This window comes from Kitasatospora sp. NPDC096077 (assembly GCF_040303245.1).
Classification (GTDB): domain Bacteria; phylum Actinomycetota; class Actinomycetes; order Streptomycetales; family Streptomycetaceae; genus Kitasatospora.
On sequence record NZ_JBEOSV010000036.1, the window covers coordinates 59,669 to 82,404 of the forward strand.

The following is a 22,736-nucleotide window of genomic DNA, read 5'->3' on the forward strand; positions in this document are numbered from 1 at the left end:
TATCAAGGACCAACCTTCTCATCACCGGCGGTCCGATCCCGGCCATCCGGGCTGCTGGCGCGCGGTGTCTGCGCGGGACCGTCGGGCGCGGGGTCGTCCCCGGTGCTGCTCTTGGCGGTGCCGTCCGCGGTGTCCGGGGCCTCCGGCTCCGCCTCGGCGGTGTCCTGCGGGCCGTCCTCGGCCGGGCCGTCGCCGACCGGCTGGTCGCCGTCCTCGTGCGGCTGCCCGCCGCGCCGCTTGCGCTGGCGGACGAAGCGCAGCGCGGCCAGCACCAGCAGCACGGCGGCGCCGGCGAAGACGTACAGCACCCCGTTGGTCACCGAGGTGACCTCGACGGTGAAGGGCTGCGGATCGCCGTAGGGCCTGGAATCGGGGCCGGTGGTGTACAGCTGGGCGGTCATCTGGACCGGGCCGTTGCTGCGGGCCTGGGCGTTGAAGCGCAGGGTGACGCTCTGCGAGGCCGGGAGGACGAGCGCCATTTCCTCGCCCACCGCCAGCCTGTTCGGCTGGTTCGAGGTGAGCCGCAGTTTCAGGTTGGTGACCGTCTGGGTGAGGTCGTTGCGCACGCTGACCTGGAGCTGACCGGTGTCCCCGGCCAGGGTGACCACGTTCTTCTTGGGCACCTGGACGGCGTCCCGGAGCTCTATCAGGTACTTGCCGACGCCGGTGCGGTAGGCGTTGCCGGCCGGGGCCTGGGTGCGCCACTCGGTCGACAGCGAGCGGACCATGGCGGCGCTGAACGGGCCGCGCACCCGCTGCGGCAGGGTGAGCACCCGCATCAGGGTGTCCAGGTCGTCCTGGATCTTGTCGGTGCCGCTCAGCGCGGTGGCCGGCAGTTCGGAGGCCCGGGCCTGGGTCGGGTAGTCGGCGGGCGACGGGACGGTGGTGTTGGCCTTCGGGTCCGGCGCGGACTGGGCCAGCGCGTCCAGCTTCACCGGGGTCAGCCACTTGTCGGACGAGGTCGCCGTCTGCAGCGCCCCGGCCAGCACCTTGGCGGTGGCGGCGGTCAGCTCGCGCGGCGGCATCACCAGCAGGCCGCGCTGGTTCTGCGGCTGCTCGTGGGTGATCGCGTAGGTCTCGGCGAGGAAGCGCTGGGCGGCCTCGGTCTGGTCCTTCGGGGTGTTCAGGTCCTTCTGGAAGGGTGCGGAGACCGCGTCGTCGGCGACCACCGCGGTCTGGCCGTTGCCGATCGGGCGCACCGCGGTCAGGGTGTAGTTGACCGAGTCCGGGTCGGGCATGCTCGTGCCGCTGGCCAGCACCAGGCCGCTGCCCGCCTGCCGGGCGATGCCGGTGATCTGCTGGTCGAGGTGGCCCTGGTACGGCCAGGCCACGTCGGAGCGGGTGTCCACGGAGAGCCGGCCCTCGACGGTCAGCCGGCCGGCCGTGGCCGCCTTGCTCAGCGCGGTGCCCATGCCGGCCAGGTCCGAGCCGTTGTGGGCGATCGAGGCGAGGTCGGGGTCGGCGTACGGCAGCGCGATGACCTGGTCGGTCGGCTTGGCGACGGCCGCCCGCAGCTTGTTCAGCCAGGCCTCGGCGGCGGCCGAGGGCGGGCGCGGGACGGTGTTGTCCTCGCGGGCGGGCTTGCCGCCGTCCTCGCTGCCCGGCTTCTGCACCCGGTACTGCTTGGTCATCGCGAAGGCGGCGTCCAGCAGGTCCGGATCGACCACCCAGGTCAGCCCGTCCAGCTTGGCGCCGGTGTCGACCAGCTCGTACAGCCGCCCGCCCGGGGCGAGCTCGGTGGCCAGGCTGTCGTCGCGCAGCACCGGGACGGTCTGGTCGTTCTCGGCGAAGGTCTGCGCGGCCAGCACCGGTGCGTGCACCAGCGGCCAGAGCGTGGTGACCTTGGTCGGCTGGGCCCCGTTGCCGCCCTGGGTGTACGGCAGGAAGGTGCGGGCGATGCCCAGGGGCCGGTCGCGCGGGTTGTCGGCGGTCGAGCCCCAGGCGTCCACCGCGAGCTCGTAGACGCCGCTCTCGGACAGCCCGAGGTCGCTGACCGCGACGCTCAGCGTGTACGGCTGGCTCTGGCCCGGGTTCAGCTCCGGCAGGGCGTACTGCGGGCTGTCCAGCTCCACCCCGTCCTCGCCCTTCGGCGTGGTCCGGGCGGCCACGCCCTGGAGCTCGCTGCGGCGCTGCAGGGGCTTGCTGGAGACCGGCTTGCGGACCGCCGCGTGGGCGCCCTTGAGCGCCGACTTGCCGGAGTTGGTGACGTGCCCGGTGATGGACACGGTGCCGTTCTGGACGGCCAGTTGCGGGCTCACCGACTCGATGGTCACCACCACCGGGTACTCCGCGCTGGCCGCGGCGTCGGTGGCCGGGCGGATGTTGCCGCCGGCCGGCAGCGCCGTCGCGGGGGCGGCCGTGAACAGGGCCAGGGCGGCCGCGCAGACGGCGGCGAAGCGGCGGGCGCGGCCGCGGCGGCGCCGCCCGTCGGTGGGACGCCCGGTGGGATCCGCGGTGCGTCCAGGCTGTCGGTGCGCCCCCAGGCCCGAGTGCCGTGCCGGCTCACTCACTCGTTTTCGCCCTCGCCGTTCTGTTCGATCGCTCGCTGCTGATGCTGTCCGCCCGGCGCTGGCGCCCGACGTTCCCCGCTCGACGTTCCTCGCTCGACGCCGTACGCCGTCCTGCTGCCGCGGAAAGTTCCGTCGGCACGGCGGCGCACGACACCGCATCCCCGGTTGCGGTGTCCGCGACTCGTCCACCGGCATGGTAACGATCCAGGCCGGGGTGCAGTGTTGCGGGCTCTGGGGTGAGACGCCCAAAACGCGCGGGCGGTTGACCTTCCGGGGCACGTACCCTTGTGAGCCGTGTCCACTGCCAATGAGCCCACCGCGCGCACCGACCGTTCCAGCACCCCCGAGCAGGCCGTCCCAGGCCTGAGCGAGGCCCAGACCCTGGGGTTGCAAGAGCTGCTGCGGGTGTCGCCGGTGGCCGACGAGATCGCCCGCCGGTTCCAGGCGGCCGGTCACCGGCTGGCGCTGGTCGGCGGCTCGGTGCGGGACGCGCTGCTCGGCCGGCTCGGCAACGACCTGGACTTCACCACGGACGCCCGGCCGCAGCAGGTGCTCAAGCTGGTCAAGGGCTGGGCGGACGCGGTCTGGGACGTCGGCATCGCCTTCGGCACCGTCGGCGCCCGCAAGGACACCCCCGAGGGCTCCTTCCTGATCGAGATCACCACCTACCGCTCCGAGGCGTACGACCGCACCTCCCGCAAGCCCGAGGTGAGCTACGGCGACACCATCGAGCAGGACCTGGTCCGCCGGGACTTCACGGTCAACGCGATGGCCGTCGACCTGCCCGGCCGCGGCTTCGTCGACCCGCACCGCGGACTGGAGGACCTGGAGGCCCGGGTGCTGCGCACCCCCGCCACCCCCGAGGAGTCCTTCTCCGACGACCCGCTGCGGATGATGCGGGCCGCCCGCTTCGCCGCCCAGCTGGACTTCGACCCGGCGCCCGAGGTGGTCGCCGCGATGACCGCGATGGCCGAGCGGATCACCATCGTCTCGGCCGAGCGGGTGCAGGCCGAGCTGAACAAGCTGCTGCTGGCCGAGCACCCGGTGAAGGGCCTGCGGCTGCTGGTGGACACCGGCCTGGCCGGGTACGTGCTGCCGGAGCTGCCCGCGCTGCAGTTGGAGCGCGACGAGCACCACCGGCACAAGGATGTCTACGAGCACTCGCTGACCGTCCTGGAGCAGGCCGTCGACCTGGAGCAGGACGGCCCGGACCTCACCCTGCGGCTGGCCGCGCTGCTGCACGACATCGGCAAGCCGCGCACCCGCCGCTTCGAGTCGGACGGCCGGGTCTCCTTCCACCACCACGAGGTGGTCGGCGCCAAGATGACCCGCAAGCGGATGCGCGAGCTCAAGTACTCCAAGGAGCTCACCGAGGACGTCTCGCGCCTGGTCGAGCTGCACCTGCGCTTCCACGGCTACGGCGGCGGCGAGTGGACCGACTCCGCGGTGCGCCGCTACGTCACCGACGCCGGGCCGCTGCTGGGCCGCCTGCACGCGCTGACCCGCTCCGACTGCACCACCCGCAACAAGAAGAAGGCCGCCGCGCTCTCGCGCACCTACGACGGCCTGGAGGAGCGGATCGCCGAACTGGCGGCGCAGGAGGAGCTGGACGCCATCCGCCCGGCGCTGGACGGCAACCAGATCATGGAGCTGCTCGGGCTGAAGCCGGGCCCGCAGATCGGCCGGGCGTACAAGCACATGCTCGAACTGCGGCTGGAGAACGGGCCGATGGAGCACGACGAGGCGGTCGCGGCGCTGCGGGCCTGGTGGGCCGAGCAGCCGCAGGGCTGACCGACGCGCGGCGGCCGCCCCCTCGACGGAGGGGGCGGCCGCCGTGTGCCGTTCCGGCTCAGCCGTTCACGTGCTTCAGGCAGAGCACGTAGTCCAGCGAGGGGAACTTGGTGTAGGTCCGGGTGTAGGTGCTGTCCGACTTCGGCTGCTTCTGGCAGACCTTCTCGTCCGAGGTGGCGAGGTACTTGTAGACCACCTTGTACTGCGCCTTGGCGTCGGTGCAGGGCAGCACGGTGATCTTCGGGTGGTCGTCGGAGGTCGCGCCGGTGTTGTTCTCGTTGCGCAGGCAGTCGCCGACGCCGGCGTTGTCCACGTCGTCCTTGGCCGCGGGCGTCGCGGGCGGCGGCAGGGTGATGCTCGGCAGGGTGAAGGACGGCAGTGGCAGCGGCGGCGGCGGAGTGTAGCTGTAGGTGGGCGACGGCAGCGGGGCCGGCGAGAAGGTGATCGTGCTGTCGCGGGTCGGCGAGGTGATCGGGGTGCCCGGGTCGTGCTTGGGACCGATCACGCCGGTGACGACCAGGATCCCGGTGGTCAGCATCGCCGCCGGCACCAGCAGCATGGCCAGGTGCGGGCGGCCGGTGAGCGGCCGGCCCGGGTCGAGCTGCGGGCCGTGGGTGCCCGGCACGGGCGGCGGCAGCCGCTTGATCCGGTTGTGGGCGCCGAGGTTGAGCAGCAGGGTGATCAGGGTCAGCAGCGGCGAGGCCCAGCTCCACCAGCCCTGGACGAGCGTCCTGGCGGACATGTCGCGCACGGTGGCCGTCCCGCAGGTGAGGCAGAACGGGCCGTGCATCCGCAGCATCCGCCAGGCGACCAGCAGGCCCTGGTGGCCGCGGACGGTGGCGCGTACGGCCGGGAAGCCCCCGCAGAAGCGGCAGTGCTCGCCGTCCATCGGGGCCGGCGGCGGATAGCCGTAGCCGTACCCGGGCGGCTGGGCGCCGTACGGCTGCTCCGGCGGCGGCGGGGCGCTCGGGTAGCCGTAGCCGTAGCCGTAGCCGTAGCCGTAACCGGGCGGCGGTGGGGGCGGCGGCGGTGCGCCGTACGGGCCGCCGGCGTACGGGTTGCCGTCGCCGGGCGGCGGGCCGTAGGGCTGCTGCGGTGGCGGCGGAGGCGGAACGGACAAGGGGTCCCCCGGGAAAAGGATGTCGGCGGAAGGTCAGGACGTCTTGACCGGCGGGTAGCCGGCGGTGGGGGTCAGGGGGCCGAGGCAGAGCACGTACCGCGTCTTGTTCCAACGGCGGCCGCTCTTGCCCGAGACGGCGCTGGTGGTTTGCGGGGTCTGCCGGCAGCGGGTCACGTCGGTGGTGCCGGTGAACTTCGACAGCACCTTGTAATTCGCCTTGCTGTCAGTGCAGTTGACGATCTCGACGGCGCGCGGGCCGCTCACCCGGACGCAGTCGCCGGGCTTGGCGCTGCTGACACCGGGGCCGGTCAGGAAGTAGCCGACCGCGAGTGCGACGCAGGCTCCGAGCACGCCGGCGATCCGCAGCTTGGAGCGGGCGGTGCGCTTGGCGGGCGGCGGGGGCGTCGCGCCGGGCTGGGGGTAGCCGTACGGCCCGGCGGGCGGCTGCTGGCCGTACGGCGGCTGACCGTGGGGGGCCTGGCCGTAGGGCGGTTGGGCGTACGGCGACGCGGGCGGAGCCGGCTGCGCGTACGGCGGCTGGGCGTACGAGGGGGGCGGCGGGCCGAAGCCGGGCGCCGCGGCCGGCGGCGGCCCGTACGGACCGGTCGGTGTGCTCATCGGATCGTCCCCCGAGACCTCGTGCTGTCGCTCCGACAGGTTTACGTACCTTAGCGACCGGGTCGGACGCAATCAGTTCGGTGGCCGTCCGGGTTTTCGGGACGAGGTGGTTGCGATTCCGGGACCGGCCGGTGTCACCGGGCGTCGCCGGGGAGCGGACCGGACCGCCGGGCCGCCCGCAGGTACCAGAGCGCGGTCAGCGCGTACACCACGGCCACCCCGACGACCACCGTGACCGAGCGGCCGGACAACGGCAGCACCAGCGCGGTGACCAGCGCGGCGGCCACGAAGGCGACGTTGAACAGCACGTCGTAGATGGCGAAGACCCGGCCGCGGAACTCGTCCTCGACCGACTCCTGCACCACGGTGTCGGCGCAGATCTTGGTGCCCTGGGTGACCACCCCGAGCAGCAGGGCGGCGGCCAGAGTGGGGATCGGGGCGAAGAACAGGCCCAGCGCCGGGACGAAGACCACTGGGGCGAGCAGGCAGGCCGTCATCCAGCCGGCCAGGCCCAGCCGACGGGTGCACCAGGGGCTGACCACCGCGGCGACGAAGAACCCGGCGGCGGACAGGCCGACCGCCTGACCGAGGGTGGCCAGCCCGGCCGCACTGTCGGTCGGGTCGTTGAAGGTGTACCGGGCGAGCATCACCACCACCACGATCAGCACGCCGTAGCAGAACCGGGCCGCGGTGACGGCGGCCAGCGCGTGCACCGCGGGGCGGCAGTCCCGGACCAGGTGGCGGACGGCGGCGCCGAGTTCGACGGCGGCCCGCAGCAGCGCCTGGCCGAGCGCGGGACGCTCGCCGTGCCGCTCCGGGCCGAGCAGGTCACGGTCCATCCGGCGGGCGGCCAGCGCGGCCGACAGGTAGAGCAGCGAGGCGACGGTCACCAGCGCGGCGTCCGCCTGCGGCCCGGGGGCCATCAGCTGGTGCAGCAGGAAACCGAGGCCCCCGCCGCAGGCGGCGGCCACCGTGCCGAGGGTGGGGGAGAGGGCGTTGGCGGTGACCAGCCGGTCCTGTTCGACCACCCGCGGCAGGGCGGCGGAGAGGCCGGCCAGGATGAACCGGTTGAGCGCGGTGACCAGCAGCGCCGAGGCGAAGAACAGCCAGGTCGGCGCCTGGACCAGGAGCAGCGCACCGGTGCCCAGCCCCAGCCCGAAGCGGGCCAGGTTGCCGAAGTAGAGCACCTGGCGACGGCGCCAGCGGTCCAGCAGCACCCCGGCGAACGGGCCGATCACCGAGAACGGCAGCAGCATCACGGCCAGCACCGAGGCGATGTCGGCGGGGGAGGACTGCTTCTCGGGGGAGAAGACCACATAGGCGGCGAGCGAGACCTGGAAGACGCCGTCGGAGAGCTGGGAGAGCACCCGGGCGGTCAGCAGCCTGCGGAAGTCCTGGCCGCGGAGCAGACCGAGGAGCGTGGCACGGTGCGCGGACTGGTGGGTGCTGCCGTTCTCGGTGATCGCCACCCGCCCAGGGTGCCATGGAACCGGTCGCCGTTTCACGTGAAACATTCGCTGCGAAAACGTGAAGGGCTCACGATCCGAGGATCGTGAGCCCTTCCGGCAGACTACGAGCAGTCAGCTCCGAGTCCTCGGTGCTGCGCTCAGCGCTCAGTGTTCGACAGTCGCGAACTTCGCTGCGCTCAGCGCTCGACCTCGCCGCGGATGAACTTCTCGACGTTCTCCTTGGCCTCGTCGTCGAAGTACTGGACCGGCGGGGACTTCATGAAGTACGAGGAGGCCGACAGGATCGGGCCGCCGATGCCGCGGTCCTTGGCGATCTTCGCGGCGCGGACGGCGTCGATGATGACACCGGCGGAGTTCGGGGAGTCCCAGACCTCCAGCTTGTACTCCAGGTTCAGCGGGACGTCGCCGAACGCGCGACCCTCCAGGCGGACGTACGCCCACTTGCGGTCGTCCAGCCAGGCCACGTAGTCCGAGGGACCGATGTGGACGTTCTTGGCGCCCAGCTCGCGGTCACGGATCTGCGAGGTGACGGCCTGGGTCTTGGAGATCTTCTTGGACTCCAGGCGCTCGCGCTCGAGCATGTTCTTGAAGTCCATGTTGCCGCCGACGTTCAGCTGCATGGTGCGCTCGAGGATGACACCGCGGTCCTCGAACAGCTTGGCCATCACGCGGTGCGTGATGGTGGCGCCGACCTGGGACTTGATGTCGTCACCGACGATCGGCACGCCGGCCTCGGTGAACTTGTCCGCCCACTCCTTGGTGCCCGCGATGAACACCGGCAGGGCGTTCACGAAGGCGACCTTGGCGTCGATGGCGCACTGGGCGTAGAACTTGGCCGCGGCCTCGGAACCGACGGGCAGGTAGCAGACCAGGACGTCGACCTGCTGGTCCTTGAGGACCTGGACGACGTCGACCGGGGTCTCGTCCGACTCCTCGATGGTCTCCCGGTAGTACTTACCGAGGCCGTCGAGGGTGTGGCCGCGCTGGACGGTCACGCCGGTCGGCGGGACGTCGCAGATCTTGATGGTGTTGTTCTCGCTGCTGCCGATGGCGTCGGCCAGGTCGAAGCCGACCTTCTTGGCGTCGACGTCGAAGGCCGCGACGAACTCCACGTCACGGACGTGGTAGTCGCCGAACTGGACGTGCATCAGGCCGGGGACCTTGCCGGCCGGGTCGGCGTCCTTGTAGTACTCGACACCCTGCACCAGCGACGCGGCGCAGTTGCCCACGCCCACGATGGCTACGCGAACCGAACCCATTCCGGTTGCTCCCTGTGATCTCATGAGGGCCGCCGGGGTCGACGGCACTCGTCCTGCTTCTTCGAATGACTGCTTGTACGGGCGCGCGGGGCGCCCACTCCTGCCGCGCGGCACTGGCCTGACGCGGTGTCAGCGCTCCTGGGCGGAGCGCCCCGGGCGGTCGTACGGTGGCCCGGACGGGTCGGGGGACCCGGCCTCCTGGCCACGGCCGTCCGAAGTCGTGGGGGGTGTGGCGGTGCCGCTCCCGCCGGTGGAGGGCCGGCCGGTGCGGTTGGCCCGCTCGGTCTCGATCAGCTCGTTGAGCCACCGGACCTCGCGTTCCACCGACTCCAGGCCGTGCCGCTGGAGTTCGACGGTGTAGTCGTCGAACCGTTCGCGGGCCCGGGCCAGCGAACCGCGCATCCGCTCCAGGCGCTCCTCCAGCCGGCTGCGGCGGCCTTCCAGGACGCGCATCCGGACGGCCCGGTCGGTCTGGCCGAAGAAGGCGAAGTGGACGCCGAAGCGCTCGTCCTCCCAGGCGTCCGGACCGGAGTCGGCGAGCAGTTCCTCGAACCGCTGCTTGCCCTCGGGGGAGAGCCGGTAGACGATCTTCGACCGCTTGCCGTTGAGCGCGGTGGCCGGGACGTACTCGACGTCCGGGTTGTCCTCGACCAGGAAACCCTGGGCGACCAGGCTCTTCAGGCACGGGTAGAGCGTTCCGTAGGAGAGCGCCCGTAGCGCTCCGAGCAGGATGTTGAGCCGCTTGCGCAGCTCGTAGCCGTGCATCGGGGCGTCGTGGAGCAGACCGAGAACGGCGAACTCCAGCACTCCTGAGCGCCTGCCCACCGCCGTCCTCCTCCCTCTCGACCTTCGCTCCGGCCGCTGCATCGGCGGTATACCGCTTCGATGTATCGGCTCGATATATCGAGAACAGTAAACCCGACCCTCGGAAGGGGCAAGGGGGGCACGCGTGAATGTGATCACAAGCCGACGCGCGGGTGGGGTTGGCAACGGGCGTGTAATGATCTGACGCCGTTTTGAGGTTATTGGCGACTGATGCCCGATTAGTTGTGATTCAACGCTGCGTACGCTGTCGCGTGTGCACGAGGACCAACCTCCGGGGTTAGGGCGGTCCGAGCATCGGACAGGAACCCTGCCTTCAGGCCGACCGGGCCTGGCGAGGAGCGGCTGGAAACATGAGCGAGCGACGGCGAAGGACGCCCAACCCGGGCGGTGACGGGCAGCAGCCCCCGGGAGGCGGCGGCCGTCGGGGAGGCCCCGGCCCCGACGAGCTGGCCTCGGACGGGATCGGCCGCCGACGCCCGCCGGGCGTCCGGGAGACCGCCCAACAGCCGCGGATGGGCCGGGCCGAGATGCGCAAGGCCGCGCAGAAGAAGGGGAAGGGCGGCCGGCGCGGTGCCGCCGCCGCTTCCGCCGCGGCCGCCGCCGATCCCGGCAAGAAGCGCTTCATCGACTACCCGCGCTGGGGCAAGACCGGGTTCCGGCGCTGGCTGCCGTCCTGGAAGCAGTGGCTGAGCGCCTTCCTGCTGTTCTTCGCCACCGGCGTGGCCGTCGTGTTCTACCTGTACCAGACCACCACCGTCCCGCAGCTCAAGGACCTGGTGAAGGACCAGAACACCATCTACTACTGGGCCGACGGTTCGGAGATGACCCGCAAGGGCGACACCAACCGGCAGATCGTCGAGCTCAGCGACATCAGCCCCACCCTGCAGAACGCCGTCATCTCGGCCGAGAACGAGACCTTCCGCACCGACAGCGGCATCGACCCCAAGGGCATGCTGCGCGCCGTCTACAACATGGCGAAGGGCGGTGAGACCCAGGGCGCCTCGACGATCACCCAGCAGTACGTGAAGAACGCCTACCTGAGCCAGGAACAGACGATCACTCGTAAGGCGAAGGAGTTCTTCATCACGCTGAAGATCAATCAGACCAAGAGCAAGGACGACATCCTCAAGGGCTACCTCAACACCAGCTGGTTCGGTCGCAACGCCAACGGTGCCCAGGCCGCCGCCCAGGCGTACTACGGCGTCAACGCCAAGGACCTGAACCTCTGTCAGAGTGCCATGCTGGCCGGACTGCTGAAGGGGGCCAACTACTACGACCCCTCCAAGGCGGCCAACCACGACCGCGCGGTGGAGCGCTGGAAGTGGATCCTGGACCGGATGGTGACCACCCACAACACCACGCCGGAGGAGCGGGCGAAGTGCACCACCTTCCCCGAGCCGATCCCGGTGAAGTCCAGCTCCAACATGAACGGTGAGATCAGCTACCTGGTCGACACCGCCAACCAGTACGTGATGGCCACCGACAAGTCGATCACCGCGCAGATGATCGACAAGGGCGGTCTGAAGATCTACACGACCTTCGAGAAGGACAAGGTCGACGCCCTGAAGAAGGCCGTCGACGACGTCAAGGCCGAGAACCTCGACCCGCAGAAGCGTCCCAACAACGACACCTTCGTCCAGTTCGGCGCCGCCAGCATCAAACCCGGTGACGGCGCGATGGTCGCCATCTACGGCGGCGACGGCGTGGAGAACGGGCACTTCGACAACAATGCCAACGCCGGCGGTGTGCAGGTCGGCTCGACCTTCAAGCCCTTCGTGCTGGCCACCGCGATGCAGACCGGGGTGCAGACCGCGAAGGACGGCGACGGCAAGCCGAAGCGGATCAACGCCGACAGCCGCTACCTCGCCGACGACATGTCCGAGATCCGCAAGCCGGACGGCTCACTGGTGATCGGTGACGACGGCAAGCCCTACCGGCAGAAGAACGAGGACTCCGGCAAGCGCGGCTACGTCTCGCTGCGGCAGGCCATGCAGTGGTCGTACAACGTGCCCTTCGTCCAGCTCAACCAGGACGTCGGCGGCCCCGCGGTGGCCGACATGGCCGTGCAGATGGGCATCAAGCGGGAGAGCCTGGCCGACCCGAAGACCGCGACCTTCCCGCTCGGCACCTCCACCATCAGCCCGATCCGGATGGCCACCGGCTACGGCACCCTGGCGGCCAGCGGCAAGGAGGCCGAGCCCTACTCGGTCACCAAGGTCGAGGTGGACGGCAAGGAGCGCCCGGGCTTCGGCAAGAAGGACGTCAAGGTGGCGCTGGAGCCGGCCGTCGCCGACAACGTCACCGACGTGCTGGTGAACGTGGCCAAGAACGGTACCGGTACCAAGACCAACTCCCTGGGCCGCCCGGTGGCCGGCAAGACCGGTACCACCGACCAGAACAAGTCGGCCTGGTGGGTGGGCTACACCCCGCAGCTGGTGACCAGCGTCGCGATGTGGCGCGAGGACCCCAACAAGCACGACCGGGAGTCGCTCAACGGCACCGGCGGCAAGGAGTCCATCCACGGTGGTGACATCCCCACCGACGTCTTCACCCGGTACATGAAGGCCGCCCTGGCCAACGAGAAGAAGATGGACTTCCCGACCCCCCAGCCGGTCGGCACCGAGGTGGACTCCTCCGGTGCGCCGTCCACGGCCACCGCCTCGCCGACCCAGACGGCCTCTTCCACGCCGACCACGGTGGAGACCCAGCAGCCGACCCAGCAGCCCAACCAGCCGCAGCCGCCGCAGCCCACCCACGACGGGGGCTGTGTGCCGGGCGTCGACTGCCAGCCGACCCAGCAGCCGACCAGTCCCACCCACAAGCCGAGGCCGACGGACACCTGCGGCGGCCTCATCGGCGGCCTCTGCCCGTCGACGCCGCCGCCCGGCGGCAACGGCGGTGCCGGCGGTGCCGGTGGCAACGGCGGTGGTGCGGGTGGCAACGGCGCCGGCGGCGCCAACGGTGCGGGCGGCACCGGCGGCAAGCCGACCCCGAGCAGCACCACCGGCGGCGGCCTCCAAGGCGGCGGAGCGGCCGCACAGTAGCCAGGCCGGCCGGTCCGGCCGGTAAGACGGCAGAGCGGCGGTGGCGGTCCTCCCCGGAGGGCCGCCACCGCCGTTTCGTCACGTTTGGCCGCCCGCGCCCCACCGGCACCGCCGGACCACCGCGGGGTCCTCCTCGTCGCGGCGCATCCGGTGCGGCAGGATGTCCGGCATGACGTCGAGCGATCGTGACGAAACCGCGGGCCCGCACGGGCCCGGTGGCGCCGCAGGGCCCACCCCGGCAGCCGTCGCCACGGCCGCGCCCCCGGTCAACACCGTGGTCGTCCCGGCCGACGAGGACCGGGTGGCGGCGGCCGGCAGCGAGGTGTTCGGCGGCCCGCCCGGCCGACGGGCGCTGCTCGGCGTCTCCTGGTGGATCCCGGTGCGGGTGCTGGCGCTGGTGGTGATCGTGGTCTCGGCGCTCGGCATGGTGCACAACCTGCCGTGCTACCAGCAGGCCTGGTTCCAGCCGGGCTCGCCGCAGTACATCCACGCCTGCTACAGCGACGTCCCGCACCTGTTCTCCGGTCGCGGCTTCGCGGCCGGGCTGCACCCGTACGTGGACCGGATCCCCGGCACCACGGGGGACCTCCAGTACCTGGAGTACCCGGTGCTGACCGGCCTGTTCATGCAGGTCGCGGCCTGGCTGACGCCCGGCGGCGGCACCGAGCAGGACCAGGAGCAGTGGTTCTGGGTGATCAACGCCGGGCTGCTGATGGCCTGCGCGGTGGTCGCCGCGGTCGCGCTCTCGCGCACCCACCGCCGCCGCCCCTGGGACGCGCTGCTGTTCGCGCTCTCGCCGATCCTGCTGCTCAACGGCACGATCAACTGGGACCTGCTGGCGGTCGCGCTGGCCGCCGTGGCGATGGCCTGGTGGGCCCGCTCCAAGCCGGTCTGGGCCGGCGTCTTCATCGGCCTGGCCACCGCCGCCAAGCTCTACCCGCTGCTGCTGCTCGGCCCGCTGCTGGTGCTCTGCTGGCGGGCCGGGAAGTGGCGCGAGTTCCGCCTGGCGCTCGGCGGCGCGGTGGGCTCCTGGCTGCTGGTCAACCTGCCGATCATGCTGGCCAACTGGCAGGGCTGGTCGACCTTCTACGTGTTCAGCAAGCACCGGGGCGAGGACTACGGCTCGTTCTGGCTGATCCTGATGCAGAACCGCGGGGTGGCGCTGGCCGACCTCGACCTCTACATCGGCGTGCTGATGGTGCTGGGCTGCGCGGCCATAGCGTGGCTCGGTCTCGCGGCGCCGCGCCGGCCGCGGTTCGCCCAGCTGGCCTTCCTGGTGGTCGCGCTGTTCGTGCTGGTGAACAAGGTGTACTCGCCGCAGTACGCGCTCTGGCTGCTGCCGCTCGCGGCGCTGGCCCGGCCACGCTGGCGCGACCTGCTGATCTGGCAGGCCTGCGAGGTGCTCTACACCCTGGGCATCTGGTCCCACCTGGGCTTCGTCACCGGACCCAAGCAGCACGGGATCGGCGAGCCCTGGTACCACTTCGCGATCGTGCTGCACCTGCTCGGCACGCTCTACCTGGTCGTGCTGGTGGTCCGGGACGCCCTGTACCCGGACCGCGACCCGGTCCGCTGGGACGGCAGCGACGACCCCTCCGGCGGGGTGCTCGACCACGCCCCGGACGTGGTCACGCTGGGCGCCGCCCGGCGGCTGCACGAGGCCGAGGGCTACCCCGGACACGGGTCGGCCGACTCCTTCGAGCAGTGGTTGGAGGAGCCACGGCGGTCGGAGCCGGCCGAGGAGAAGGCCTGACGAAGGGTCCGGGGGCGGGGACCGCCCCCGGACCCTTCCGCCCGGGTCGGACACGCCCTAGCGGTCCACCACCCGGTCGAAGTGGGTGGTGGTGTGCCGGACCTGGAGGCCCAGCTCGTCGCCGATCACCGGGGGCGCGGTCTCCCCGTCCAGGAACAGCAGCGAGACCTGCATGTGCGGCGGCTCGGCGAACCAGAGCTGCTTGCCCGCCCAGTGGAACGGCGACTTGGTCTTGTTGACGGTCGCCAGCCCGGCCCGGGCGATGCCCTTGGCGCGGGCGCCCATGCTGGCCACGTACTTGGGCGCCTCCAGGCCGATGCCGTGCGCGGTGCCGCCGGCGACCACCAGCAGGTGGCCGTCGGAGGGCGCCGGGTGCTGGCGGTAGCCGTAGCGGTCGCCCTTGCGGACCGGGGTGACGTCCAGCACCGTGGCCCGGACCTCCAGCGCGCCGTGGTCGCCCAGCCAGAGCCGGGTGCCGATCCGGGACCGGAAGACGGTGCCCGGGTAGCGCTGGGTCAGCTGGTCCATGCCGGCCGCGCCGAGGTGGCTGACGAAGACGGTGTGCACCGGGATGCCCGCCGCCTTCGCGGTGTCCACCCAGTACGCGACCTCCTCGACCGGGCTGGAGCCGTCCGGCCGGTCCATCGGCAGGTGCAGCGCGAGGCCCTCGAAGGAGACGCCGTCCAGTTCGGCGGCGACGGTGCGCAGGTCGGCCGCGCTCACGCCGTGCCGGCGCATGGTGGTCATGCACTCCAGCACCACCCGGGCGCCGTGCAGCGAGCGCAGCGCGTCCACGCCGGCCACCGTCCGGATCACCCGGGCGTGCGGCAGCGGGAGCACCTCCTCGCCGACCCGGTACGGGGTGAGCACCAGCAGCTCGCCGCCGTACCACTCGGCGACGTCGGCCGCCTCGTACGCGGTGCCGACGGCCAGCACACCGGTGCCCAGCAGCGTCGCCTCCTCGGCCAGCCGGTGGTTGCCCAGGCCGTAGCCGTTCCCCTTGGCGACGGGCACCAGGCCGGGGAACTCGGCCAGGACGGAGCGCTGGTGGGTGCGCCAGCGTTCGGTGTCCAGGTAGAGCGACAGCGTCATCGGGGCAGCCTCCTCAGCGGCGGGACATGTAGAGGTCGAGGGCCTTGTGCAGCAGCTTGTTCAGCGGGAAGTCCCACTCGCCGAGGTACTCGGCCGCCTGGCCGCCGGTGCCGACCTTGAACTGGATCAGACCGAACAGGTGGTCGTTCTCGTCCAGGGTGTCGCTGATGCCGCGCAGGTCGTACACGCCGCCGCCGAGGGCGTAGGCGTCGCGCATCATCCGCCACTGGATCGCGTTGGACGGCTTGACCTCGCGCTTGTGGTTGGCCGAGGCGCCGTAGGAGTACCAGACGTGCTCGCCGACCACCAGCATGGTGGTCGAGGCCAGCGGCTCGCCCTCGTGGTAGGCGATGTACAGCCGCATCCGGTTCGGGTCCTCGGAGTTGAGGGCGTTCCACATGCGCTGGAAGTAGGCCAGCGGGCGCGGGGTGAACTTGTCGCGGTCGGCGGTGACCAGGTAGAGCTGGTGGAAGATCGGCAGCTCGTCGTAGCCGCCCTGGACCACCTCGACGCCGCTCTTCTCGGCCTTCTTGATGTTGCGGCGCCAGAGCTGGTTGAAGCCCTTCTGGATGTCGTCCAGCGAGCGGTTGGCCAGCGGCACCTGGTAGACGTAGCGCGGCTGGACGTCGCCGAAGCCGGCGCCGCCGTCCTCGCCCTGCAGCCAGCCGGCCTTGCGCAGCCGGTCGGCCACCTCGAAGGCGCGCGCCTCGTACCAGTCGGCCTCGATGTCGCGCAGGCGCTTGGCCTGCTTGCCGGCGATGGCCTCCTTGATGGTGGCGGCGTTCCAGCGGCGGATGACCACCGGCGGGCCCATCTTCACCGAGAAGGCGCCCTGCGACTTCAGGTGCGCCAGCATCGGGGAGAGCCAGCGGTCCAGGTCCCGGTCGAACCAGTCGATCACCGGGCCCTCGGGCAGGTAGGCGAGGTAGCGCTTGACCTTCGGCAGCTGGCGGTAGAGCACCAGGCCCGCCCCGACCAGCTGGTTGTGCTCGTCGAACCAGCCGATCGACTCCGAGCGCCACTCGGCCTTCACGTCACCCCAGGCCGGCACCTGCATGTGGCTGGCCGAGGCGCGGCTCCTGATGAAGGCGAGGTGCTCCTCGCGGGTGATCGTCCTCAGGCGCAGGCTCATTGCTCGGTGCTCCTCGTCGGTCGGGCTGCGGTGGCCCCAGGTTCTCGGGCTCGACCCTATCGTCCGGGGCCCGGGAGCCCGCCGCTGCGGGCACGACGGCGCCCCCGTCGGGTACCTGTCTCTTGAGCAGATACGCGACGGGGGCGCCGAGGGTTCCTGGAGCGGGGCGCTCAGCCCCAGAGACCGCCCCGGGCGAGCCCGAGGTAGAAGCCGATCGCGGAGGCGCCGAGGGTGATCATCAGGACGAAGCGCTCGGCGGTGGTGACCGAGACGAACATGCCCCACAGCCCGGTGATGATCCCGGCCAGGCCGGTCCACGAGGTCAGCAGGTGCAGGTTGTGGAAGAACGACGTGGTGAAGGCGATCACGCCGAGGACGGCGGTCAGGGCCACCAGGGTGTTCTCTCGGGGGTGCGGGTGGCCGTCGGTGTTCAGCGTGAGGGCGGGCATGCGGTGGACGGACTGGGCCATGGGTCCCACCTCCTGGCGTGGAGACGAACGGGCAGGAATCCCGTTCCGTCCAGATTGCGGCGGTTGGGTCCGTCTCACAACCCCTATGCGTTTTGTTCGGCCGTCCGGGTGCAGGTAGGCTGTGCCGTCTGCACTGGTGTAGTTGTGCCCCCTTGCGCCCTCTTCCGGGCGACACCCTCTTTCGGGTGGTCGGGGTCCGACTGTCCGACCCGGCCGCTACGGTGGGCCCGGAGTCGTCACCGCACCGGTGCCGACGCTACGCACAACCCTCCTGCCACGGAGAGACCGTGGCCGCTGAGTCCAAAGGAGGTGGGTTACTCATGCGTCACTACGAGCTGATGGTCATCCTCGACCCCTCGGTCGAGGAGCGCGCTGTCTCCCCCCTGATCGAGAACTTCCTCACCGTCGTCCGCAACGGCGGCGGCAAGGTCGAGAAGGTCGACACCTGGGGTCGTCGCCGCCTGGCTTACGAGATCAACAAGCAGTCCGAGGGCATCTACTCGGTCATCGACCTCAAGGCCACGCCTGAGGTCGTCAAGGAGCTCGACCGCCAGCTGGGCCTGAGCGAGTCGGTTCTGCGGACCAAGGTCCTGCGCCCGGAGACCCACTGAGCCAACCCGAGGCCTTCGGGTCTCGGGTAGCTCGCGTCCGCTGTTTCACGTGAAACAGCGGTGAACGGACATCTTCCCGAGAGGTCATCACCACCATGGCAGGCGAGACCGTCATCACCCTCGTCGGCAATCTCGTCGACGACCCCGAGCTGCGCTTCACCCCGTCGGGTGCGGCGGTCGCGAAGTTCCGCATCGCGTCCACCCCCCGCACCTTCGACCGTCAGACGAACGAGTGGAAGGACGGCGAGAGCCTCTTCCTCACGTGCAACGTCTGGCGGCAGCCGGCGGAGAACGTGGCCGAGTCGCTGCAGCGCGGCATGCGCGTCATCGTGCAGGGCCGACTGCGCCAGCGGTCTTACGAGACCAAGGAAGGCGAGAAGCGGACGGTCTTCGAGGTCGAGGTCGACGAGGTCGGCCCGAGCCTGCGCTCGGCGACCGCCAAGGTCACCCGGGCCAACCGGTCCGGTGGTCCCGGCGGCGGCTTCGGCGGCCAGCAGGGTGGCGGCGGCGGCCAGGGCGGCGGTTGGGGCGGCGGTGGCGGTCAGCAGGGCGGCGGCAACTGGGGTGGCAACTCCGGTGGCGGTCAGTCCGGCCCCTCCGACGACCCGTGGGCGTCCAGCGCTCCGTCCGGTGGAAACCAGGGCGGCGGCGGCTGGGGCGGCGCCCCGTCCGGCGGCGGTTACTCAGAAGAGCCTCCGTTCTAAGAGCTGACAGATTTCGTGCGGCCCGGCCGCAGGCGTCCCCGGACGCCGGCCGGGCCGTGAACCCCAAATGGAGCACACCATGGCGAAGCCGCCTGCTCGCAAGCCTAAGAAGAAGGTTTGCGCGTTCTGCAAGGACAAGGTCAACTACGTTGACTACAAGGACACGAACCTGCTGCGGAAGTACATCTCCGACCGCGGAAAGATCCGTGCCCGCCGGGTCACCGGCAACTGCACCCAGCACCAGCGTGACGTCGCCACGGCCGTGAAGAACAGCCGTGAGATGGCGCTGCTGCCCTACACCAGCACCGCGCGCTAAGAGAGGGTGACCAAGTAATGAAGATCATCCTCACGCACGAGGTGCCGGGTCTCGGCTCCGCCGGCGAGGTCGTCGAGGTCAAGGACGGCTACGCCCGCAACTTCCTGGTCCCGCGTGGCTTCGCCATCCGCTGGACCAAGGGTGGCCAGAAGGACGTCGACGCGATCCGTCGCGCCCGCAAGATCCACGCCATCCAGACCCTCGACGCCGCCAACGACGTCAAGGGCAAGCTCGAGGGCGTCCAGGTCAAGCTGGCCGTTCGCTCGGGCGACGCCGGCCGTCTGTTCGGCTCGGTGACCCAGGCCGACGTCGTCGAGGCCATCAAGGCTGCCGGCGGCCCGGCCGTGGACAAGCGCGCCGTCGCGATCGCCTCGCCGATCAAGACCGTGGGCACCCACAAGGTCTCGGTCAAGCTGCACTCGGACGTCGTGGCCAACCTCGACGTCGCCGTCGTGGCTGCCTGAGCTTCCTAGCAGTGGCCTGAGGGCCGGACTCCCCCCGGGGAGTCCGGCCCTCGGTCGTTCCCGGGCCGGCTCAGCCCCGGACCGCCCCGGTGACCAGCCAGCGGCCGCCGCGGGCGCGGGCCACCAGGAACACCGCGCGGACCAGCATGAACAGGTTCATCGCCCACCACAGCCCGGCCAGCCCGCTGCCGGTGGCCGGCACCGCCAGGGCCGCCGGGGCGAACAGCGCCAGGGTGGCGAGCGAGGCCCGGGCCAGGTACGGGCCGTCCCCGGCGCCCATCAGCACGCCGTCCAGCACGAAGACCAGGCCGGCCACCGGCTGGCAGAGCGCGACCAGCAGCAGGGCCGTGTGCAGCTGCCCCTGGACCACCGGGTCCGGGGTGAACAGCGGGACGAACAGCGGCCGGGCGAGCACCACCAGCAGGCCGAGCACCACCCCGGAGCCCACGCCCCACTCGACCATCCGCCGGGTCGCCGCGCGGGCGCCCGGGGCGTCCGAGGCGCCCAGGTGGCGGCCGATGATGGCCTGCCCGGCGATCGCGATGGCGTCCAGCGCGAAGGCCAGGAAGCCGAACAGCGTCATCGCGATCTGGTGCGCGGCCACCTGGTCGTCGCCGAGCCGGGCGGCCACCGCGGTGGCGAGCATCAGCACCGCGCGCAGGCTGACCGTGCGCACCAGCAGCGGGCCGCCGGCCCGGGCACCGGCCCGGATGCCGACCGGGTCCGGCCGCAGCGAGGCCCGCTCCCGGCGGGCGCCGCGGACCACCACGACCAGGTAGGCGACCGCCATCCCGGTCTGGGTCAGGACGGTGCCCCAGGCCGAGCCGGCCACCCCGAGCCCGGCGCCGTACACCAGGCCGACGTTCAGGCCGATGTTGGCGGTGAAGCCCGCGACGGCCACCAGCAGCGGCGTACGGGTGTCCTGGAGGCCGCGCAGCACTCCGGTGGCGGCCAGCACCAGCAGCATCGCCGGGATGCCCAGCGAGCTGATCCGCAGGTACGTCACGGCGTACGGGGCCGCAGTCGGCGAGGCGCCCAGCACCCCGGCCGCCCAGGGGGCCAGCAGCAGGGTGAGCAGGACCACCGGGACGGCCAGGCCGAGGGCCAGCCAGAGACCGTCGACGCCCTGCTGGACGGCGCCCCGGCGGTCCCCGGCGCCGATCCGGCGGGCCACCGCGGCGGTGGTGGCGTAGGCGAGGAAGACGAACACCCCGGTCGCGGTGGTGAGGGCGGCGGAGGCGACGCCGACACCGGCGAGCTGCGGGGTGCCGAGGTGGCCGACGATCGCGGAGTCGGCCATCAGGAACAGCGGTTCGGCGACCAGGGCGCCGAAGGCGGGTACCGCCAGGGCGAGGATCTCGCGGTCGTGGCCGCGCCCGGAGCGGCGTCCGGGGTCACGTCCCGGGCTGCGGTCGGGGCTGGGGTCGGGACTGCGGCCCGGGCTGGGTCTGGGTGGCTCGTCGGTGGCGGCGCTCATGCGCTCCAGGGTACTCATCCACAGGTAATAGGCCTATCCAATGTTCAGCCATTACTCGAAACTGTGAGCGGCGCACTCCCTCCGGTGCGTGCCCGTGGGCGTCCGGCGGCGTGTGAAGAATTTCTCATGCACAGGCCTCGGAAGAGGTAATCCCAGGTCAATGAGTTGACGAAGGGCCGATCGTCCGGTTATCCACAGGACCGTCCACAGGGGTGTCCACAGCTTTGCGGCAGTTCTCCACAGCCCCGGGCCGCTCGTCCACACCCCCTGTGGATAACCACCTTGGCGCAAGGGCGTCCGGCGCCTTAGCGTGGGCCCTCCACCCGACACTCCCACCCACCCCGGCGTCCGATTTGTCGGTGCCGTGGCGTACAAAGAGGAGCGACTCCGCTCCACCCAGCCACCGGCAAGGCCCGCTCCAACTTCGCACCACTCGCTGATCGGGGAACACGCGTGACCGGCCCCCAGTACGACGACCACGACGCCCCGCCGCCGGAGGAGGACTGGCAGACCGCCGAGGACCCCTTCCCGGCCGGTGCCTTCGACGACGCCCCGTTCCCGGACGGGCCCGGCGACCGGCTCCCGGTCTCCCGCAACCGCGGCGGGCAGGGCGGCGGCGGCCAGGGCAACGGCCAGGGTGGCGGCCGCGGCGAGGGCTTCCGCAAGGGCGGCGGCGGCTTCGGCAAGGGCGGCAAGAACGGCAAGGACCGGGACCACCGGGACGACGACGGCCCGGGCGGCGTCGACGGCTTCGAGCGCGTCCCCCCGCAGGACCTCGCCGCCGAGCAGTCCGTCCTGGGCGGCATGCTGCTGTCCAAGGACGCCATCGCCGACGTGGTCGAGGTGCTCAAGCCGGCCGACTACTACCGGCCCGCGCACGAGATGATCCACGGCGCGATCCTCGACCTGTACGCCCGCGGCGAGCCGGCCGACCCGATCACCGTGGCCGGCGAGCTCACCAAGCGCGGCGAGCTGCAGCGCGTCGGCGGCGCCTCCTACCTGCACACCCTGGTCAACTCCGTCCCGACCGCGGCCAACGCCGAGTACTACGCCCAGATCGTCGCCGAGCGCGGGGTGCTGCGCCGGCTGGTCGAGGCCGGCACCCGGATCGCCGGCATGGGCTACGCGGCCGAGGGCGACGTCGACGAGATCGTCAACGCGGCCCAGGCGGAGATCTACGCCGTCACCGAGCAGCGCACCAACGAGGACTACGCGCCGTTGGCCGACATCATGGAGGGCGCCCTCGACGAGATCGAGGCGATCGGCTCCCGGAACGGCCAGATGTCCGGCGTGCCGACCGGCTTCGCCGACTTCGACCAGCTCACCAACGGGCTGCACCCCGGTCAGATGATCGTCATCGCGGCCCGACCCGCCATGGGTAAGTCCACCCTCGCGCTGGACTTCGCCCGGGCCTGCTCGATCCACCACAAGCTGCCCAGCGTGATCTTCTCGCTCGAAATGGGCCGCAACGAGATCGCCATGCGCCTGCTCTCCGCCGAGGCCCGGGTCGCGCTGCACCACATGCGCTCCGGCAACATGACGGACGACGACTGGACCCGGGTCGCCCGCCGGATGCCCGACGTCAGCGAGGCGCCGCTGTTCATCGACGACTCGCCGAACCTGTCGATGATGGAGATCCGCGCCAAGTGCCGCCGGCTCAAGCAGCGCAACGACATCAAGCTGATCGTCATCGACTATCTCCAGCTGATGCAGTCCGGCGGCTCCCGCCGGGCCGAGAACCGCCAGCAGGAGGTCTCGGACATGTCCCGGAACCTCAAGCTGCTGGCCAAGGAGCTGGAAGTCCCGGTCATCGCGCTGTCCCAGCTGAACCGTGGTCCCGAGCAGCGCACCGACAAGCGGCCGATGGTCTCCGACCTGCGAGAGTCCGGCTCGATCGAGCAGGACGCCGACATGGTCATCCTGCTGCACCGCGAGGACGCCTACGAGAAGGAGTCCCCGCGTGCGGGCGAGGCCGACCTGATCGTCGCCAAGCACCGTAACGGTCCGACCGCGACCATCACGGTGGCCTTCCAGGGCCACTACTCGCGCTTCGTCGACATGACCAGGGACTGACGGCCGGC

18 protein-coding genes are annotated in these 22,736 nt (G+C 71.3%); 8 read left to right on the forward strand and 10 right to left on the reverse strand.

From position 1 onward, the window contains the following. Positions 1-2: 2 nt before the first annotated feature. Entirely contained in the window at positions 3-2,510 is a 2,508-nt protein-coding gene (locus ABTZ03_RS27180; RefSeq protein ID WP_350515699.1) for a DUF6049 family protein, read from the reverse strand. Positions 2,511-2,873: 363 nt separating this feature from the next. Here ABTZ03_RS27180 and ABTZ03_RS27185 point away from each other — a divergent pair, with 363 nt between their 5' ends. After that, positions 2,874-4,301, forward strand: coding sequence for a CCA tRNA nucleotidyltransferase (locus ABTZ03_RS27185; RefSeq protein WP_350515727.1), 1,428 nt, complete (start codon positions 2,874-2,876; stop codon positions 4,299-4,301). A 58-nt stretch (positions 4,302-4,359) separates the two neighbouring features. Here ABTZ03_RS27185 and ABTZ03_RS27190 read toward each other — a convergent pair whose 3' ends face one another. From ABTZ03_RS27190 to ABTZ03_RS27210, 5 genes are all read right to left on the reverse strand, one after another. Further along, positions 4,360-5,421: an LppU/SCO3897 family protein gene (locus tag ABTZ03_RS27190; protein WP_350515700.1), complete on the reverse strand. Its 1,062-nt coding sequence runs from the start codon at positions 5,419-5,421 to the stop codon at positions 4,360-4,362. Between the two features lie 33 nt (positions 5,422-5,454). Further along, complete coding sequence (locus tag ABTZ03_RS27195) at positions 5,455-6,039, reverse strand: LppU/SCO3897 family protein (RefSeq protein ID WP_350515701.1); 585 nt, start codon at positions 6,037-6,039, stop codon at positions 5,455-5,457. 134 nt (positions 6,040-6,173) lie between these two features. Continuing rightward, the gene (locus ABTZ03_RS27200) at positions 6,174-7,508 is read right to left on the reverse strand and encodes an MFS transporter (protein WP_350515702.1); all 1,335 of its coding nucleotides are present in this window, start codon (positions 7,506-7,508) and stop codon (positions 6,174-6,176) included. A 176-nt stretch (positions 7,509-7,684) separates the two neighbouring features. Beyond that, positions 7,685-8,767: an inositol-3-phosphate synthase gene (locus tag ABTZ03_RS27205; RefSeq protein ID WP_350515703.1), complete on the reverse strand. Its 1,083-nt coding sequence runs from the start codon at positions 8,765-8,767 to the stop codon at positions 7,685-7,687. 129 nt (positions 8,768-8,896) lie between these two features. Further along, the gene (locus ABTZ03_RS27210; protein WP_350515704.1) at positions 8,897-9,592 is read right to left on the reverse strand and encodes a PadR family transcriptional regulator; all 696 of its coding nucleotides are present in this window, start codon (positions 9,590-9,592) and stop codon (positions 8,897-8,899) included. 350 nt (positions 9,593-9,942) lie between these two features. Here ABTZ03_RS27210 and ABTZ03_RS27215 point away from each other — a divergent pair, with 350 nt between their 5' ends. Further along, positions 9,943-12,636, forward strand: coding sequence for a transglycosylase domain-containing protein (locus ABTZ03_RS27215; protein WP_350515705.1), 2,694 nt, complete (start codon positions 9,943-9,945; stop codon positions 12,634-12,636). Between the two features lie 169 nt (positions 12,637-12,805). Beyond that, on the forward strand, positions 12,806-14,389 hold the full coding sequence (locus ABTZ03_RS27220; RefSeq protein ID WP_350515706.1) for a glycosyltransferase family 87 protein: 1,584 nt from the start codon (positions 12,806-12,808) through the stop codon (positions 14,387-14,389). 57 nt (positions 14,390-14,446) lie between these two features. Here ABTZ03_RS27220 and ABTZ03_RS27225 read toward each other — a convergent pair whose 3' ends face one another. The 3 genes from ABTZ03_RS27225 to ABTZ03_RS27235 form a co-directional block, all read right to left on the reverse strand. Continuing rightward, a complete protein-coding gene (locus ABTZ03_RS27225; RefSeq protein ID WP_350515707.1) occupies positions 14,447-15,481 on the reverse strand; it encodes an alanine racemase in 1,035 nt (344 codons plus the stop codon). A 13-nt stretch (positions 15,482-15,494) separates the two neighbouring features. Further along, entirely contained in the window at positions 15,495-16,613 is a 1,119-nt protein-coding gene (locus tag ABTZ03_RS27230; protein WP_350515708.1) for a lipid II:glycine glycyltransferase FemX, read from the reverse strand. A 170-nt stretch (positions 16,614-16,783) separates the two neighbouring features. Continuing rightward, positions 16,784-17,083: a hypothetical protein gene (locus tag ABTZ03_RS27235; protein ID WP_350515709.1), complete on the reverse strand. Its 300-nt coding sequence runs from the start codon at positions 17,081-17,083 to the stop codon at positions 16,784-16,786. A 320-nt stretch (positions 17,084-17,403) separates the two neighbouring features. On the opposite strand from ABTZ03_RS27235, the gene rpsF reads away from it, so the two are divergent. The 4 genes from rpsF (at position 17,404) to rplI (ending at position 19,178) form a co-directional block, all read left to right on the forward strand. After that, entirely contained in the window at positions 17,404-17,694 is a 291-nt protein-coding gene (gene rpsF / locus ABTZ03_RS27240; RefSeq protein WP_350515710.1) for a 30S ribosomal protein S6, read from the forward strand. 95 nt (positions 17,695-17,789) lie between these two features. Further along, a complete protein-coding gene (locus ABTZ03_RS27245) occupies positions 17,790-18,398 on the forward strand; it encodes a single-stranded DNA-binding protein (protein ID WP_350515711.1) in 609 nt (202 codons plus the stop codon). A 79-nt stretch (positions 18,399-18,477) separates the two neighbouring features. Next, on the forward strand, positions 18,478-18,714 hold the full coding sequence (gene rpsR, locus ABTZ03_RS27250) for a 30S ribosomal protein S18 (protein WP_350515712.1): 237 nt from the start codon (positions 18,478-18,480) through the stop codon (positions 18,712-18,714). Positions 18,715-18,731: 17 nt separating this feature from the next. Next, entirely contained in the window at positions 18,732-19,178 is a 447-nt protein-coding gene (gene rplI, locus ABTZ03_RS27255; protein WP_350506558.1) for a 50S ribosomal protein L9, read from the forward strand. A gap of 70 nt (positions 19,179-19,248) precedes the next feature. On the opposite strand, the gene ABTZ03_RS27260 is transcribed toward rplI, so the two are convergent. Beyond that, the gene (locus ABTZ03_RS27260; protein ID WP_350515713.1) at positions 19,249-20,655 is read right to left on the reverse strand and encodes an MATE family efflux transporter; all 1,407 of its coding nucleotides are present in this window, start codon (positions 20,653-20,655) and stop codon (positions 19,249-19,251) included. Positions 20,656-21,108: 453 nt separating this feature from the next. On the opposite strand from ABTZ03_RS27260, the gene dnaB reads away from it, so the two are divergent. Beyond that, positions 21,109-22,728 carry a replicative DNA helicase gene (gene dnaB / locus ABTZ03_RS27265; protein ID WP_350515714.1) on the forward strand — a complete coding sequence of 540 codons (1,620 nt, stop codon included), beginning with the start codon at positions 21,109-21,111 and terminating at the stop codon, positions 22,726-22,728. The last annotated feature ends 8 nt before the right edge of the window (positions 22,729-22,736 follow it).